At 45.6% G+C, this 17193-nt stretch carries 13 protein-coding genes and 1 pseudogene; 3 read left to right on the top strand and 11 right to left on the bottom strand.

The genetic code is table 11. The annotated features are described in order from the left end of the window. The first annotated feature begins 58 nt into the window (after positions 1–58). Together R8O10_RS22715 and R8O10_RS22710 are read left to right on the top strand one after the other, a co-directional pair. Positions 59–982, top strand: a complete 924-nt coding sequence (locus tag R8O10_RS22715) for a D-2-hydroxyacid dehydrogenase (protein ID WP_258470320.1) — start codon at positions 59–61, stop codon at positions 980–982. Between the two features lie 2 nt (positions 983–984). Then, positions 985–1557 carry a uracil-DNA glycosylase family protein gene (locus R8O10_RS22710; RefSeq protein ID WP_005382518.1) on the top strand — a complete coding sequence of 191 codons (573 nt, stop codon included), beginning with the start codon at positions 985–987 and terminating at the stop codon, positions 1555–1557. A 239-nt stretch (positions 1558–1796) separates the two neighbouring features. On the opposite strand, the gene hemE is transcribed toward R8O10_RS22710, so the two are convergent. Beyond that, positions 1797–2864 (bottom strand): uroporphyrinogen decarboxylase, encoded by a 1068-nt coding sequence (gene hemE, locus R8O10_RS22705; RefSeq protein ID WP_005384692.1) that lies wholly within the window; start codon positions 2862–2864, stop codon positions 1797–1799. Between the two features lie 247 nt (positions 2865–3111). Beyond that, the gene (nudC, locus tag R8O10_RS22700; protein WP_005382516.1) at positions 3112–3909 is read right to left on the bottom strand and encodes an NAD(+) diphosphatase; all 798 of its coding nucleotides are present in this window, start codon (positions 3907–3909) and stop codon (positions 3112–3114) included. Positions 3910–4086: 177 nt separating this feature from the next. Between nudC and R8O10_RS22695 the strand changes: the two genes are divergently transcribed. Beyond that, positions 4087–4578, top strand: a complete 492-nt coding sequence (locus tag R8O10_RS22695; protein WP_005382515.1) for an Rsd/AlgQ family anti-sigma factor — start codon at positions 4087–4089, stop codon at positions 4576–4578. A gap of 173 nt (positions 4579–4751) precedes the next feature. Here R8O10_RS22695 and rpoC read toward each other — a convergent pair whose 3' ends face one another. From rpoC to tuf, 9 genes and pseudogenes are all read right to left on the bottom strand, one after another. Beyond that, positions 4752–8954 (bottom strand): DNA-directed RNA polymerase subunit beta', encoded by a 4203-nt coding sequence (gene rpoC, locus R8O10_RS22690; RefSeq protein ID WP_005382514.1) that lies wholly within the window; start codon positions 8952–8954, stop codon positions 4752–4754. 104 nt (positions 8955–9058) lie between these two features. Beyond that, positions 9059–13087 (bottom strand): DNA-directed RNA polymerase subunit beta, encoded by a 4029-nt coding sequence (rpoB, locus tag R8O10_RS22685; protein ID WP_005384685.1) that lies wholly within the window; start codon positions 13085–13087, stop codon positions 9059–9061. Positions 13088–13339: 252 nt separating this feature from the next. Further along, on the bottom strand, positions 13340–13708 hold the full coding sequence (gene rplL / locus R8O10_RS22680; RefSeq protein ID WP_005382540.1) for a 50S ribosomal protein L7/L12: 369 nt from the start codon (positions 13706–13708) through the stop codon (positions 13340–13342). A gap of 57 nt (positions 13709–13765) precedes the next feature. Continuing rightward, positions 13766–14260 carry a 50S ribosomal protein L10 gene (gene rplJ / locus R8O10_RS22675; RefSeq protein WP_005382538.1) on the bottom strand — a complete coding sequence of 165 codons (495 nt, stop codon included), beginning with the start codon at positions 14258–14260 and terminating at the stop codon, positions 13766–13768. Positions 14261–14553: 293 nt separating this feature from the next. Beyond that, positions 14554–15255: a 50S ribosomal protein L1 gene (rplA, locus tag R8O10_RS22670; protein WP_005384683.1), complete on the bottom strand. Its 702-nt coding sequence runs from the start codon at positions 15253–15255 to the stop codon at positions 14554–14556. 4 nt (positions 15256–15259) lie between these two features. Then, positions 15260–15688 (bottom strand): 50S ribosomal protein L11, encoded by a 429-nt coding sequence (gene rplK, locus R8O10_RS22665; protein WP_005384682.1) that lies wholly within the window; start codon positions 15686–15688, stop codon positions 15260–15262. Positions 15689–15852: 164 nt separating this feature from the next. Continuing rightward, positions 15853–16401 carry a transcription termination/antitermination protein NusG gene (gene nusG, locus R8O10_RS22660; RefSeq protein WP_005384681.1) on the bottom strand — a complete coding sequence of 183 codons (549 nt, stop codon included), beginning with the start codon at positions 16399–16401 and terminating at the stop codon, positions 15853–15855. A 13-nt stretch (positions 16402–16414) separates the two neighbouring features. After that, on the bottom strand, positions 16415–16795 hold the full coding sequence (gene secE / locus R8O10_RS22655) for a preprotein translocase subunit SecE (RefSeq protein ID WP_005384680.1): 381 nt from the start codon (positions 16793–16795) through the stop codon (positions 16415–16417). A 266-nt stretch (positions 16796–17061) separates the two neighbouring features. Next, positions 17062–17193, bottom strand: a pseudogene (gene tuf / locus R8O10_RS22650) (elongation factor Tu); the annotation flags it as partial.

Raw genomic sequence — 17193 nt, 5'->3', positions numbered from 1 at the left:
AATCATTGAAGAAAAAAACAGCGAAAGTGTACTTGATTCATCACAGGGAAAAAAGTTAATGCCGCATTCAAATCAGATTTTCCTGCTCTCAGAGCATCGCGACACCTACAAAACGTTACTGGCAGAGAAAAATCTGCCCGATCTTTGCCTCACCGACCAACCAGAAGCCGCTCAGATCGTACTAGCGGATCCACCCTTACTATCACAAAGCTTAGACGAGTTTTCACAGCTTGAATGGGTACAATCCACGTTTGCTGGTGTCAACGCCTTAACATCCCCTAGCCTTCGTCAGGACTATACTCTAACTAACGTTCGAGGCATCTTTGGTCCACTGATTGCTGAATATGTTTTGGGTTACAGTATTGCCCATTACCGCCACTTTGCCCGATACCACCAGCAGCAACAAAACAAACAATGGCAGCCTCACCTGTACACGTCATTAAAAAGTAAAACCATGGTAATTCTTGGTACCGGTAGCATTGGGGACTATCTGGGCAACGCCGCTAAAGCAATGGGGATAAAAACTATCGGTATTAACCGCACAGGTATCCCTACTCCAGGCGGCGAGTTTCATCAGACCTTTCATATCAATGAACTAAGTAAGGCATTTGAGCAAGCCGACATCGTTGTGAATACTCTACCAAGTACACCTGAGACGCGACAGTTACTTAATCGTCAAACGCTCAGCCAACTAAATCAGGCGTTATTGTTTAACGTAGGTCGTGGCGACGTACTGGATGAGGCAGGGTTGCTCTTCGCTCTGAAAAACCGTTGGGTAGAACACGCCTTCTTAGATGTGTTTGATCAAGAACCGTTGTCGGTAGAGCATCCATTTTGGAAACTACCGCAAGTCACCATCACTCCACACATTGCTGCGCTGAGTTTTCCCGAGCAAGTCATCGAGATTTTTGCTGACAACTATCTACGCTGGCGCGATGGGTTTTCATTAAATTATCAAGTGGATTTCGAAAAGGGTTACTAAGAATGTCGTTAGACGAGCTATTGCAGCAAGTGAGGGCCTGCCAGATCTGCGCGGATAACTTACCTTTGGGTGCAAACCCTGTCGTGCAAGCAGCAAAAGGGGCACGCATCCTAATCATCGGTCAGGCCCCTGGCACACGTGTACACAAAACCTCGATACCTTGGAATGACCCAAGTGGTGATCGATTACGCCAATGGCTCGATATCGACAAAGACGTTTTCTACGACCCAAATAAAATTGCCATTGTCCCAATGGGATTCTGTTATCCAGGCAAAGGGAACTCTGGTGATTTACCGCCTCGTAAAGAATGTGCGCCCACTTGGCATAAAAAGATTCTTGAGCAGCTGCCCAATATAGAGCTCACTCTACTAATTGGTCAGTACTCGCAGCAGTACTATCTCACCAACAAACCAAAGACGCTCACGCAAACCGTTCAGCAATGGCAAGATTGGGAACCGGACTTTATCCCGCTCCCTCACCCATCTCCACGCAATACATTGTGGTTAAAGAAGAATCCTTGGTTTGAATCTGACGTCGTACCATACCTTAAAAAACGCGTTCACTCGATGCTTTAGGTTACCCATGATCTAATTGCTTGTTTATCTGTACAAGAAACTTAGAACATAAAACCAGAAATTATAAGTATTTGTTTATATTAAATTTTAATGTCTAATGTACAGCTAGAGTAGTAATTAGATCATGGTAGGCCAAACACTACTAGAGCTGTACAGCCTTGAGTCTCAGATAGAAAAAATGAATTTTAGGCAAAAAATACCGGCACTGAATGCCGGCATTTGATTTCAAAAGATCTAACTTACTTGTGGTATGGCTTAGATAGCTCGTGTACCGCTTCCACAAATACGCCCGCGTTTTCTGGCGGCACATCCAAATGGATACCGTGACCTAGGTTGAACACATGACCAGTACCTGCATCACCAAAACCTTCTAGAATACCCGCGACTTCTTCACGGATACGCTCTGGTGAAGCGTAAAGCATTGATGGGTCCATGTTACCTTGCAGCGCCACTTTATCACCGATACGTGCTTTCGCGTCTGCAATGTTGATTGTCCAGTCTAGACCAACCGCATCACAGCCCGTTGCTGCGATTTGCTCAAGCCACATGCCGCCATTCTTAGTAAACAGTGTGACTGGCACGCGACGACCGTCGTTTTCACGAATCAGACCATCTACAATCTTGTGCATGTATTGCAGTGAGAACAGATTGTAATCACGAGGCGTTAGTACGCCACCCCATGTGTCAAATACCATTACCGATTGCGCACCCGCTTTAATTTGCGCGTTTAAGTACTCGATAACGCTGTCTGCCAGCTTATCTAGAAGTAGGTGCAGAGTTTGTGGTTCCGCGTACATCATCTTCTTGATCTTGGTAAACGCTTTAGAGCTACCACCTTCGATCATGTACGTCGCAAGAGTCCAAGGGCTACCAGAAAAACCAATCAGCGGCACTTCACCCTTCAGGTCTTTACGGATCTGGCGTACTGCGTTCATTACGTATTGCAGTTCACCTTCAGGATCTGGCAAACCAATTTTTTCCACGTCGGCTTTGCATGTAATTGGGTTATCAAAAACAGGTCCTTCACCCGCAGCAAAACGCAAACCAAGCCCCATTGCATCTGGAATCGTTAAGATGTCCGAGAATAAGATCGCGGCATCAAGAGGAAAACGGCGTAATGGTTGAAGTGTCACTTCGGATGCTAACTCTGCATTTCGACACAAAGACATGAAATCACCCGCTTCTGCACGAGTCGCTTTGTATTCTGGTAGGTAACGACCTGCCTGGCGCATCATCCATACTGGCGTGTAATCTACCGGCTCTTTTAAAAGCGCACGCAGATAACGATCATTTTTTAATTCAGTCATTCCGTAATTCCAACTGTTAGGCTTTCTGTGAAAGGGGGTATTCTATCACTGATTTAAGTCCAATAGCTGTGTGCTTTGCAACCTGGATCAAGTTATTAACTTTTAAATCAATGCTTAATTTGCACCCAATCGGTATCAGTGTTAAAAATTTGTTCGCTAGCGAAAACTACAATTATAAACTGAGTACTTAGTACTCAGCATCTCATAACGACATCTTACTTACCCCCTCCCTCTCGGAGGGTTTTTTTTATCTATTTATCAGACAATTAGAGTCTATATCTTTCAGCGTTTGTTCGATAAGTGCTCTTGCAATCGTTCCTTTAGGCGCAACAGGCGGCATCTCGTCGATACCAAACCATTGTGCATCAGACAGCTCAGTGTAGTCTGGGCTTAACTCTCCGGATTCATAGTCAGCTAAAAACCCCATCATCATACTGGATGGGAAAGCCCAAGGCTGGCTGCCAAAGTAACGAATATTTTTAACGAGAATTCCCGTTTCTTCATGAATTTCTCGAGCCACGCACTCTTCTAATGTCTCACCGACTTCTAGAAAACCCGCAATAACCGTATACATACCATTTCGATGCCTTGGATGTTGGGCTAATAAGATCTGATTTTCTTTACGTACAGCAACGATAATACACGGAAATATTCTAGGATAATGAAGGGTGCGACATTCACCACACTGCATGGCTAACTGGTTATTATTAAGAAAGTTTCTTCCCCCGCACTGTGGACAAAAGCGCAAACTTTGCGTCATGTGCCCATATTGCACAGCTTTACTTAACAACATAAATAATGGCTCAGGAAAATGCAGGCAGTCACGCAGGGATACTAAAGGTAGATCATGCTCTAAATCGGCCAAGTTAAGCCACATGACGGGCGAACCAGAATACTCACCAATGGGTCTTGCACTCGTTACTGGCAGTGATAACTGCTCTGCTGACCCGAAGGGCACAGCACCATCCACCAGCCAAATTTCACTTCCTGCAACAACACACCAGTATGCATTTATCGCGCGGTTAACATCACCTTTTCTTAACATTACACCATCCCTTTGCTTGAAGTTCGTTCATTTTACTGGCAATCTAATTTCATACTAGAGTTTATCGTTAAGTAAATGTGCACTCTAAATTCTAGTAAGGACAAGAGTTTGTAATAACTTTACTAACTTTGCTTTGCAAAGGATACGTTCGCCGATGGGCGATCAGATCATGAGGGCATGGTCATGCTAAGAAAATTCAAACAAACACAAGACCAGTGGGGTGGCTCAAGTGATGTCATTGATCACTGGTTAGAGACACGACAATCCCTGATTGTTGAATATTGTAAGCTTGCAGCGCTGCAACCTTGTTCGAAAACCAATGTTATTGAACTCCCATCTCCTTCCGAACTGCAGGATTTCTGTCAGCACCTCGTTGATTACATCTCCGAAGGCCACTTTAAAATTTATGACATGGTTATGGACCGTTGGAAAGCAACCGGCTTTGTCGTGACTAATGAGATCAATCAAACCTATGGTCAAATTGTTCTAACGACTGAACCATTATTGAACTTTAACGATAAGTACTCAGAAGTGACTGAAGATGATGAATTAAATGATTTCGATTCTGATATGTGTCTCATTGGGGAAATTCTTGAGACTCGCTTTGAAGTCGAGGACTATCTGATACAGCAAATCGCAGAAAGCCTGTCTATGCCACCTGGGGCTTAGTATTTGCAAACATTTAGAAATAGAGTGAGAGAAAAGACTGACGATCATCGTCGGTCTTTTTTGTTTCTAGCTTTATCGAAAATCCCACCGGAAGAACAAAGCAGTATAAAAAACTAAAAAGGCACCCGAAGGTGCCTTTTTCTTAAGCTTTTAACGATTACTCGTTATATGACTTACTCTTCAGAAGAGAAACCAGCGTTTAGAAGTGCCGCTAGGTTATCCGTTGCTTGCTCAGCAGAAGGACCATCTTGCGCTTCAGAACGTTTAGCTTGACGCTCTTGGTGGTATGCGAAACCAGTACCAGCTGGGATCAGACGACCAACAATTACGTTCTCTTTCAGACCACGTAGGTCATCACGCTTACCAGAAACCGCAGCTTCTGTTAGTACGCGAGTTGTCTCCTGGAACGATGCCGCAGAGATGAACGACTCAGTCGCTAGAGATGCTTTAGTAATACCTAGTAGTTCACGTTCGAAACGTGCAGGCTCTTTGCCTTCAGCTTCTAGGTTACGGTTAGCAATCTTAACTTGTGAGTACTCAATCTGTTCACCAGGTAGGAACTCAGAGTCACCAGAGTGAGTAATAGTACACTTACGTAGCATCTGACGAACGATAGTTTCAATGTGCTTATCGTTAATCTTAACGCCTTGTAGACGGTAAACTTCCTGTACTTCGTTAGCAATGTACTGCGTTACCGCGTGTACGCCACGTAGACGTAGGATGTCATGTGGAGACTCTGGACCATCTGCGATCACATCACCACGTTCAACTTTTTCACCTTCGAATACGTTCAACTGACGATGCTTAGGAATCATCTCTTCGTAAGCTTCACCGCTTTCACGTGTGATCACTAGGCGACGTTTACCTTTCGTCTCTTTACCAAAGCTCACAGTACCTGTGTGCTCAGCAAGGATTGCAGGCTCTTTCGGCTTACGTGCTTCAAATAGGTCAGCAACTCGTGGAAGACCACCGGTGATATCTTTGTTACCGCCAGACTTCTGAGGAATACGTGCTAGTGTTGCACCAACACCTACTGCTGCGCCATCTTCGATGTTCACAATCGCTTTACCAGGTAGGAAGTAGTGAGCTGGCATATCAGTACCAGGGATCATTACATCGTTACCTTGCTCGTCAACAAGTTTGATAGCTGGACGCATATCTTTACCTGCTGAAGGGCGAGCTGCTGGGTCAGTTACTTCGCTTGAAGATAGACCAGTTAGGTCATCAGTTTGACGAGATACTGTTACGCCGTCGATCATATCTACGAACTGGATGCGACCTGCTACCTCAGTAATGATAGGTAGTGTGTGCGCTTCCCAGTTTGCAACTGTTTCGCCAGCTTGAACTGTATCACCATCGCCTTTGCTTAGTAGCGTACCGTAAGGCAGTTTGTGCTTCTCTTTAGTACGACCAAACTCATCAACGATAGTTAACTCTGTCGCACGAGAAGTGATAACGATCTTACCGTCATCAGCCAATACAGATTTAGCGTTGTGTAGCTTGATAGAACCGTTGTTCTTAACTTGAACACTGTTCTCTGCCGCTGCTGTCGATGCCGCACCACCGATGTGGAACGTACGCATCGTTAGCTGTGTACCTGGCTCACCGATAGACTGAGCAGCAATAACACCCACTGCTTCACCTTGGTTCACTAGGTGACCACGTGCTAGGTCACGACCGTAACATTGTGCACAACAACCGAAGTCAGAATCACACGTTACTACAGAGCGCACTTTCATGCTGTCTACTGAGTTCTCTTCCATGATTTGACACCATTTCTCATCGATCAGGGTGTTACGTGGAATAAGAACGTCTTCAGTGCCAGGTTTTAGTACGTCTTCAGCAACAACACGACCAAGAGCAAGCTCAGAAAGTGCAACTTTAACATCACCACCCTCGATGTGAGGCATCATGTCGACACCTTCGTGAGTGCCACAGTCATGTTCAGTTACAACAACGTCTTGAGCAACGTCTACTAGACGACGAGTTAGGTAACCCGAGTTCGCTGTTTTCAGTGCCGTATCCGCAAGACCCTTACGAGCACCGTGCGTTGAGATAAAGTACTGAAGTACGTTTAGACCTTCTTTAAAGTTCGCTGTGATCGGCGTTTCGATGATTGAACCATCTGGACGCGCCATCAGACCACGCATACCCGCAAGCTGACGAATCTGTGCTGCAGAACCACGAGCGCCCGAGTCCGCCATCATATAGATGCTGTTGAATGACTCTTGCTGTTCCTCTTCACCGTCACGGTTAACTACCGTTTCAGATGAAAGGTTTTCCATCATTGCTTTCGCAACACGGTCGTTGGTCGATGCCCAGATATCGATAACTTTGTTGTAGCGTTCGCCCGCAGTAACAAGACCTGATTGGTACTGTTCCTGGATTTCACGTACTTCTTCTTCCGCTTCTGCGATTTCAGTGTACTTAGCTGCAGGTACAACCATATCGTCGATACCAACAGATACACCAGAAAGTGCCGCGTATGCGAAACCTGTGTACATGATTTGGTCAGCGAAGATTACTGTGTCTTTCAGACCTAGTTTACGGTACGCCTCGTTAAGTAGGTTAGAGATTTGCTTCTTACCTAGCTTTTGGTTAACGATGCTGTACGGTAGACCAGCTGGCACGATTTGCCATAGCATTGCACGACCAACAGTGGTGTCTACCATCTTGGTTTCTGTAGTGCTGTTGCCATCTTCGTCTACAACAGTTTCTGTAATACGTACTTTAACGCGTGCGTGAAGCTCAGCTTGTTTAGTGCGGTATGCTTTCTCAGCCTCTTCTGGGCCAGAAAGGTACATGCCTTCACCTTTCACGTTGATCTTTTCACGAGTCATGTAGTACAGACCCAATACAACGTCCTGAGAAGGTACGATGATCGGATCACCTGACGCTGGCGACAGAATGTTGTTTGTCGACATCATCAGAGTACGAGCTTCAAGCTGTGCCTCTAGAGTTAGAGGTACGTGAACCGCCATTTGGTCACCATCGAAGTCCGCGTTGTACGCCGCACAAACAAGTGGGTGTAGCTGAATCGCTTTACCTTCGATCAGTACTGGTTCGAACGCCTGGATACCTAGACGGTGAAGTGTCGGTGCACGGTTCAATAGTACTGGGTGTTCACGGATTACTTCGTCTAGGATATCCCAAACGACCGCTTCTTCACGCTCTACCATTTTCTTAGCAGCTTTGATTGTAGTCGCAAGACCACGAGTCTCTAGCTTGCTGTAGATGAATGGTTTGAATAGCTCAAGTGCCATCTTCTTAGGAAGACCACACTGGTGTAGACGAAGGTATGGACCTACTGTGATTACAGAACGGCCAGAGTAGTCTACACGTTTACCTAGAAGGTTCTGACGGAAACGACCTTGTTTACCCTTGATCATATCAGCAAGAGATTTCAGAGGACGCTTGTTAGAACCTGTGATCGCACGACCACGACGACCGTTATCTAGTAGCGCATCAACAGACTCTTGCAGCATACGTTTTTCGTTACGTACGATGATGTCCGGAGCAGCTAGCTCTAGAAGACGCTTCAAACGGTTGTTACGGTTGATCACACGACGGTATAGATCGTTAAGATCAGAAGTCGCAAAGCGACCGCCATCTAGAGGTACTAGAGGACGTAGATCTGGCGGAAGTACTGGAAGTACAGTTAGGATCATCCACTCAGGGTTGTTACCCGATGCGATGAACGCTTCTACCAGCTTAAGACGCTTAGTTACTTTCTTACGCTTAGTTTCAGAGTTTGTTGTCTCTAACTCTTCACGCATTTGTTCTGCTTCAGCGTGCATATCCATAGAACCTAGTAGGTCCTTGATAGCTTCCGCACCCATCTTAGCAGTGAACTCGTCGCCCCACTCTTCTAGACGATCTAGATACTCTTCTTCAGTAAGCATCTGACCTTTTTCTAGATCAGTCATACCAGGCTCTGTTACTACGTACATTTCGAAGTACAGAACGCGTTCGATATCACGTAGAGGGATATCCATTAGTAGACCGATACGAGACGGTAGCGATTTTAGGAACCAGATGTGAGCTACTGGTGAAGCCAGTTCAATGTGGCCCATACGGTCACGACGAACTTTAGTTTGTGTAACTTCTACACCACACTTCTCACAGATAACACCACGGTGCTTCAGGCGCTTGTACTTACCACAAAGACATTCGTAGTCTTTAACTGGACCAAAGATACGCGCACAGAACAGACCATCGCGTTCAGGTTTGAACGTACGATAGTTGATCGTTTCAGGTTTTTTAACTTCACCGAAAGACCATGAACGGATCATGTCTGGTGAAGATAGACCGATTTTGATTGCATCAAATTCTTCGGTCTTATGCTGTGCTTTTAGAAAGTTTAATAAGTCTTTCACAATCAGCTCCTGTAAGGAGTTAAAAGGAGCTCACTCGCTAAAGTGAGCACCTTCTTCCAAATAATCGCTTTGATTCTCTCGACTTTCATCAAGAGAGAAAAGGATTACTCTTCGTCTTCTAGCTCGATGTTGATACCTAGCGAGCGGATCTCTTTCAACAGTACGTTGAACGATTCTGGCATGCCAGGTTCCATGCTGTGGTTACCGTCTACGATGTTCTTGTACATCTTAGTACGGCCGTTAACGTCATCCGACTTAACCGTTAGCATTTCTTGTAGCGTGTAAGCAGCACCGTATGCTTCTAGTGCCCATACTTCCATCTCACCGAAACGCTGACCACCGAACTGAGCTTTACCACCTAGTGGCTGCTGAGTTACTAGGCTGTACGAACCAGTTGAACGAGCGTGCATCTTGTCATCAACAAGGTGGTTCAGTTTCAGCATGTACATGTAACCAACAGTTACAGGACGCTCAAACGCATCACCTGTGCGACCATCAAACAGTGTTAACTGACCTGATGTTGGTAGATCTGCTAGCTCAAGAAGTGCTTTGATTGACTCTTCTGGAGCGCCATCAAATACAGGAGTCGCGATTGGTAGACCGCCACGCAAGTTCTTGATCAGAGTACGTACTTCATCATCAGATAGAGAAGCAATGTCTACTTTCTGGCGAGTGTCGCCTAGATCGTAAACTTTTTGTAGGAACTCGCGGAATTTCGCTAGTTCTTGCTGCTCTTTAACCATCTGGTTGATCTTGTCACCGATACCTTTCGCTGCCAGACCTAAGTGTACTTCTAGGATCTGACCGATGTTCATACGCGAAGGTACACCCAGTGGGTTAAGTACGATGTCTACAGGCTGACCTTTCTCATCGTATGGCATGTCTTCAACAGGGTTGATCTTAGAGATTACACCCTTGTTACCGTGACGACCCGCCATCTTATCACCAGGCTGAATGCGACGTTTAACCGCTAGGTAAACCTTAACGATCTTCAGGACGCCAGGTGCTAAATCATCACCTTGAGTGATCTTACGACGCTTAGTTTCGAACTTCTTATCGAAGTCAGCTTTTAGCTCATCCCACTGCTCAGCAAGTTGCTCAAGCTGAGTTTGTAGTGCGTCATCTTCTAGCGTTAGTTCTAGCCACTTCTTACGATCAGTTGTGTCTAGTTTCGCTTCAGAGTAACCGCCTTCAATCAATACAGCTTTAACACGGTTTAGAAGGCCGCCCTCAAGAATCTGGAATTCTTCAGTTAGGTCTTTCTTCGCTTCTTTAAGCTGCATCTGTTCGATTTCAAGCGCACGCTTGTCTTTCTCTACGCCATCGCGAGTAAAGACTTGAACGTCGATGATCGTACCTGATACAGAGTTAGGTACACGTAGTGAAGTATCTTTAACGTCAGATGCTTTTTCACCGAAGATTGCACGTAGTAGCTTCTCTTCAGGCGTTAGCTGAGTTTCACCTTTAGGTGTAACTTTACCAACTAGGATGTCGCCACCCTTAACTTCAGCACCGATGTAAACGATACCTGACTCGTCTAGTTTAGACAGAGCAGACTCACCTACGTTTGGAATATCCGCTGTGATCTCTTCAGAACCAAGCTTAGTATCACGCGCCACACAAGTCAGTTCTTGGATGTGGATAGTCGTGAAACGGTCTTCTTGAACTACGCGCTCAGATACTAAGATCGAGTCTTCGAAGTTGTAACCGTTCCAAGGCATGAACGCGATACGCATGTTTTGACCAAGCGCTAGTTCACCAAGGTCTGTTGAAGGACCATCAGCAAGAACGTCACCGCGTGATACAGGCTCACCTGGCATCACACATGGGCGCTGGTTAATACATGTGTTCTGGTTAGAACGTGTGTATTTAGTCAGGTTGTAGATGTCGATACCAGCTTCACCTGGTACTAGCTCTTCTTCGTTAACTTTAACAACGATACGAGAAGCATCTACTGACTGGATTACACCACCACGTTTAGCAACTGCAGTTACACCTGAGTCAACTGCTACGTTACGTTCAATACCAGTACCAACAAGCGGTTTGTCAGCTTTCAGTGTTGGAACTGCCTGACGTTGCATGTTCGCACCCATCAATGCACGGTTCGCATCATCGTGTTCTAGGAACGGGATAAGCGATGCAGCGATAGATACAACCTGGTTTGTCGCAACGTCCATGTACTGAGCGTGCTCACGAGGGTGTAGACCAGATTCACCTTTCTGACGAGCTGTGATCAGCTCATCTGCAAAAGTACCATCTTCGTTTAGCTTAGCGTTCGCCTGTGCGATAACGAATTGGCCTTCTTCGATTGCAGATAGGTAATCTACTTCGTCTGTTACTACGCCATCTACAACGCGACGGTATGGTGTCTCTAGGAAACCGTACTCGTTACAACGCGCAAACGCAGATAGAGAGTTGATCAGACCGATGTTTGGACCTTCAGGCGTTTCGATAGGACATAGACGACCGTAGTGAGTTACGTGTACGTCACGTACTTCGAAGCCAGCACGTTCACGAGTTAGACCGCCAGGACCCAACGCAGAAATACGACGCTTGTGCGTTACTTCTGATAGCGGGTTGTTTTGGTCCATGAACTGTGAAAGCTGTGAAGAGCCAAAGAATTCTTTAACTGCCGCAGAAATTGGCTTCGCGTTGATCAAGTCTTGAGGCATGATTGCGTCAAGATCGCCTAGGCTTAGACGCTCTTTAACTGCACGCTCAACACGTACTAGACCTACACGGAACTGGTTCTCAGCCATTTCGCCTACAGAACGGATACGACGGTTGCCTAGGTGGTCGATATCGTCCACTTCGCCCTTACCGTTACGGATCGCGATCAGCTTCTTCATCACTTCGATGATATCAGTTTCATCAAGTGTGCCTTGCTCTTGAGCATCTTCACGGCCGATAGAGCTGTTGAACTTCATACGACCAACAGTCGATAGATCGTAACGCTCTTCAGAGAAGAATAGGCTTTCGAATAGAGCTTCTGCAGCTTCTTTTGTTGGCGGCTCACCAGGGCGCATCATGCGGTAGATTTCTACCAATGCAGAAATACGATCAACCGTGCTGTCGATACGTAATGTTTCTGACATGAATGGACCGTGGTCTAGATCGTTCGTAAATAGAACTTCTAGCGCTTTGTGGCCTGCCTGAGATAGGTTCGCTAATGCTTCCAGGCTGATTTCCTGGTTAGCGTTAACAATGATCTCGCCAGTTGCTTCATTGATGTAATCTTTAGATGCAACTTTACCAACGATGTACTCAACTGGTACTTCGATGTGATCAACGCCATCTTTTTCTAGTTGGCGGATATGACGAGCTGTTACGCGACGACCCTGCTCAACGTAAACTTTACCATTTGCTTCGATGTCGAATGACGCAGTTTCACCACGTAGACGATCAGGAACCAACTCCATCAATAGAGTTTGGTCTTTCACTTCGAAGTTCACTTTCTCGAAGAAGATATCTAGGATTTCTTCTGTCGACTTACCTAGTGCTCGAAGGATGATCGATGCTGGTAGCTTACGACGGCGGTCGATACGAACGTACAAGTTATCCTTAGGATCAAACTCGAAATCAAGCCATGAACCACGGTAAGGAATAACACGTGCGTTGTATAAAACTTTACCTGAAGAGTGGGTCTTACCCTTATCGCTGTCGAAGAACACGCCTGGGCTTCGGTGCAGCTGGGATACGATAACCCTCTCGGTACCGTTGATTACGAAGGTACCATTGTCTGTCATGAGTGGAATTTCACCCATGTAGACTTCTTGTTCTTTAATGTCTTTTACAGTACCTGCTGGCGCGTCTTTATCAAAGATAACTAGGCGTAGTTTTACACGTAGTGGCTTTGAGTAAGTTACACCGCGGATTTGACATTCTTTAACGTCAAAAACTGGCTCACCAAGACGGTAGCTAACGTATTGCAGCTCAGAATTGCCGTTGTAGCTCTGAATCGGGAATACAGAACGGAAAGCGGCTTCAAGACCGTATTGACCTTCAGGATCCTGTTCGATAAATTTGTCGAACGAATCGAGCTGGATCGATAGCAGGTATGGAATGTCCAAAACTTGTGGACGAGTACCAAAGTCCTTACGGATGCGCTTTTTCTCGGTATAAGAGTAAACCATGGGGTTCCTCAGCTCGCTGATAAGTGACCCAAACTGTCCGCCCGCTCCTAGTTACTTAAGGGGGGTAAGGGACAGTGACTAATATAGCTGTTTACTGTAGTGACATTTCATTTCGTAAGAATGAAATGTTTTTTGCATGGATATCAGGCGCTTAAACAGCGGGAAAATTCGCCTATACCCTACAGCGCAAAAAGGCCGGTGGTTAAAAAACCACCAGCCAATTAGCCGTTAGGCTAAGAAACTATGCAATAATTACTTAACAGCAACAGTTGCACCAGCTTCTTCTAGCTGAGCTTTAAGAGCTTCAGCTTCTGCTTTCTCAACACCTTCTTTAAGAGGTGCTGGAGCGCCGTCTACTAGAGCTTTAGCTTCTTTAAGACCTAGGCCAGTTGCGCCACGTACTGCTTTGATTACAGCAACTTTGTTACCGCCAGCAGCTTCTAGGATTACGTCGAATTCAGTTTGCTCAGCAGCAGCTTCGCCTGCAGCAGCGCCGCCAGCTACAACAGCAGCAGCAGCAGAAACACCGAATTTCTCTTCCATTGCTTCGATTAGTTCAACAACTTGCATTACAGACATTTCTGCAACTGCGTCTAGGATTTGCTCGTTAGTAATAGACATAACAATTCTCTTTTAAGTCAACAATAAGTTTATTAAGCAACCAGTAAAAAGCAAGGCTTATGCCGCTGCTTCTTGTTTTTGATCGCGGATAGCTGCGATAGTACGCGCCAGCTTGCCAGCCGAAGCTTCTTTCATGCACATCATTAGGCGTGCGATTGCTTCGTCGTAAGTTGGTAGTGTTGCTAGTACTTCAGCGTCAGTTAAAGCGCCTTCAAATGCAGCAGCTTTGATCTCGAAATCTTTGTTCTCTTTAGCGAAGTCTTTGAAAAGACGCGCTGCAGCACCTGGGTGCTCATTAGAGAATGCGATTAGAGTAGGACCAGTGAAAGTGTCAGTTAGACACTCGTACTCAGTACCTTCAACCGCACGACGAGCAAGAGTGTTACGAACAACTCTCATGTAAACGCCAGCTTCACGAGCTTGTTTACGTAGAGAAGTCATCGCGCCAACTTGAACGCCACGAGAATCAGCTACAACTGCAGAAAGTGCACCACTGGCAGCTTCGTTGACTTCAGCAACAATTGCTTTTTTGTCTTGAAGGTTTAAAGCCATCTTGGATTTACTCCTGGTTGTCGTTACACCACTCACTATCATCACGACAGTGAGAGCTATTGAGGTGCTTCCCCAGAAGAAAGTTAACTATATTACATAGAGCTTTCTGTCAGTTCGGGCACCATCTACGTAGGATAATTAAGTTTGCTTTTACACAAACACCTACGGTCTTGGACGGAGACTGGGTCTTAATTCATTTCGAACTAGGAGACAGTTCAAAGAACCAAAGTTCAGCCCCAACCACAAATATTAGGCGCAAAATTATACACTAATTTTGCGCCTAAGCAAATAAATTATGCTTGAGTGTTCAGGCTAGCCTGATCAACAGCAACACCAGCACCCATAGTAGTAGAGATGCTTACTTTCTTCAGGAAAGTACCTTTCGCTGAAGATGGCTTAGCTTTCTTCAGAGCAACTAGAAGTGCTTCTAGGTTCTCTTTGATCTGCTCAGCAGAGAAGTTTGCTTTACCGATAGTAGTGTGGATGATGCCGTTTTTGTCGTTACGGTAACGAACCTGACCAGCTTTAGCGTTTTTAACTGCTTCAGCAACGTTAGGAGTTACAGTACCAACTTTAGGGTTTGGCATAAGACCGCGAGGACCTAGGATAGTACCTAGTTGACCTACAACGCGCATTGCATCTGGAGAAGCAACAACTACGTCAAAGTTCATTTCGCCTTTCTTAACTTGCTCAGCAAGATCTTCCATACCTACGATGTCTGCGCCAGCTTCTTTAGCTGCTTCAGCGTTAGCACCTTGAGTGAACACTGCAACGCGGATTTCGCGGCCAGTACCGTGAGGTAGTACAGTTGCACCACGTACGTTCTGGTCAGATTTACGAGCATCAATGCCTAGGTTAACAGCAACGTCTACAGACTCAACGAATTTAGCAGTCGCTAGTTCTTGAAGAAGAGCAACAGCTTCGTTGATTTCGTATTCTTTAGTTACGTCAACTTTTTCGCGGATTACGCGCATGCGCTTAGTTAGTTTTGCCATCTTATTAACCCTCTACCACTAGGCCCATTGAACGAGCAGTACCAGCGATAGAACGCTTCATCGCTTCGATGTCAGCACCAGTCATATCAGCAGCTTTAGTTTCTGCGATTTCTTGGATTTGAGCGTCAGTTACAGTACCAACTTTTTCAGTGTTTGGACGACCTGAACCAGACTTAACGCCAGCAGCTTTCTTAAGAAGAACAGCAGCAGGTGGAGTCTTAGTTACGAACGTGAAAGAACGGTCGCTGTATACTGTGATAACTACTGGAGTTGGTAGACCTTTCTCAATAGATTCTGTTTTTGCGTTGAACGCTTTACAGAATTCCATGATGTTCACACCGTGTTGACCTAGTGCAGGACCTACTGGTGGACTAGGGTTAGCCATACCAGCAGCAACTTGTAGCTTGATGTAAGCTTCAACTTTCTTAGCCATGATAATTCCTAAGTTTGGGTACAAACGCTAATCGCGGATCAGCTCCCCGTTTGTGTAAGAAACTTTTTACTTCACTTGAAGTAAAAAGGCGCGAAATTATAGTCATAATCCGCGCCTTATACAACCCTAAAAAGGTGATTTTTTATACTCTTTAACGAAGAGTCTTAGTCCAGCTTTTCAACCTGACCAAATTCAAGCTCAACTGGTGTCGCACGACCAAAGATCGATACAGACACTTTCAGGCGGCTCTTCTCGTAATCCACTTCTTCAACCGTACCGTTGAAGTCAGCAAATGGACCTTCGTTAACACGTACCACTTCACCCGCTTCGTACATTGTACGCGGACGAGGCGCTTCACTCGCTTTCTCAAGACGATTAAGAATCGCGTCAGCCTCTTTATCCGTGATAGGTGCCGGACGGTCTGAGGTACCACCAATGAAGCCCATGACACGCGGCACACTGCGTACTAGGTGCCATGATTCATCGTTCATAATCATCTGAACAAGGACGTAACCTGGGAAGAACTTACGCTCAGATTTGCGACGCTGACCCGCGCGCATTTCCACTACTTCTTCAGTAGGAACCAGTACTTCACCGAATAGCTCTTCCATGCCGTGCATTTTGATATGCTCGCGCAGAGATTGAGCTACACGACCTTCAAATCCAGAGAAGGCTTGAACCACATACCAGCGTTTTTTTGGAGCTTCACTCATGAATAAAAACCCTCTATACCCCAGTTGCTAGAGCTACTAGACGAACCATAATTCCGTCAATACCCCATAGCACTAGAGCCATTACAATACTTACAGCTAAAACGATCAGTGTTGTTTGCATGGTTTCTTGGCGAGTAGGCCAAACAACTTTACGTACTTCCATACGAGATTCTTTTGCAAAACTGATCGCTGCTTTACCTTTAGTCGTTGTTGCTGCAACGCCTAAGGCAGCTGCAATAAGAACAACAACGCCTGCAGCACGAACCACTACAGACATTTCACCATACAGGTAATTACCCACAACAGCGGCAGCTGCCAATACGAAAGCGGCTACCCACTTAAACGTATCTGCTGCGTTTGAGCTATCAGGAGTTTCAGCATTATTTGCTTTCATAAAACCAACCTGTTACAAGTCTTAATATAGACGACAACAACCCCGCTGTTGCAGGGCAAACTCCATATCGCTGAAAAAATCAGCGTACTCTTCTTAAGATTAAGCCTCTTTGCTTAATCTTGCTCTGCGCCCAACCCACTTCTGAACAAGAAAACAGCAAAAATAATGTTGAGTGCAGAAAAAGGGCATCAAATGATGCCCTTTTTGCTACTGGTTCGTCAAATCTAATTCAAGATTTTCCGAAAGCATCGCTAATTCGCTATGAATTAGTCGAAGATCTTAGCAACAACACCAGCACCTACTGTACGGCCACCTTCACGAATCGCGAAACGTAGACCTTCGTCCATTGCGATTGGTGCGATTAGCTCTACAGTCATCTGTACGTTGTCGCCTGGCAT

This window comes from Vibrio sp. 1727, from assembly GCF_033344415.1.
In the GTDB taxonomy this organism is placed as follows: Bacteria; Pseudomonadota; Gammaproteobacteria; order Enterobacterales; family Vibrionaceae; genus Vibrio; species Vibrio alginolyticus.
This window is presented reverse-complemented; position numbering and strand designations above follow the sequence as displayed.

Coding starts and splice junctions, on each gene's coding strand:
- R8O10_RS22715 (WP_258470320.1), top strand. CDS start 59: ATGCCGCATTCAAATCAGATTTTCCTGCTCTCAGAGCATCGCGACACC.
- R8O10_RS22710 (WP_005382518.1), top strand. CDS start 985: ATGTCGTTAGACGAGCTATTGCAGCAAGTGAGGGCCTGCCAGATCTGC.
- hemE (WP_005384692.1), bottom strand. CDS start 2,864: ATGACTGAATTAAAAAATGATCGTTATCTGCGTGCGCTTTTAAAAGAG.
- nudC (WP_005382516.1), bottom strand. CDS start 3,909: ATGTTAAGAAAAGGTGATGTTAACCGCGCGATAAATGCATACTGGTGT.
- R8O10_RS22695 (WP_005382515.1), top strand. CDS start 4,087: ATGGTCATGCTAAGAAAATTCAAACAAACACAAGACCAGTGGGGTGGC.
- rpoB (WP_005384685.1), bottom strand. CDS start 13,087: ATGGTTTACTCTTATACCGAGAAAAAGCGCATCCGTAAGGACTTTGGT.
- rplL (WP_005382540.1), bottom strand. CDS start 13,708: ATGTCTATTACTAACGAGCAAATCCTAGACGCAGTTGCAGAAATGTCT.
- rplJ (WP_005382538.1), bottom strand. CDS start 14,260: ATGGCTTTAAACCTTCAAGACAAAAAAGCAATTGTTGCTGAAGTCAAC.
- rplA (WP_005384683.1), bottom strand. CDS start 15,255: ATGGCAAAACTAACTAAGCGCATGCGCGTAATCCGCGAAAAAGTTGAC.
- rplK (WP_005384682.1), bottom strand. CDS start 15,688: ATGGCTAAGAAAGTTGAAGCTTACATCAAGCTACAAGTTGCTGCTGGT.
- nusG (WP_005384681.1), bottom strand. CDS start 16,401: ATGAGTGAAGCTCCAAAAAAACGCTGGTATGTGGTTCAAGCCTTCTCT.
- secE (WP_005384680.1), bottom strand. CDS start 16,795: ATGAAAGCAAATAATGCTGAAACTCCTGATAGCTCAAACGCAGCAGAT.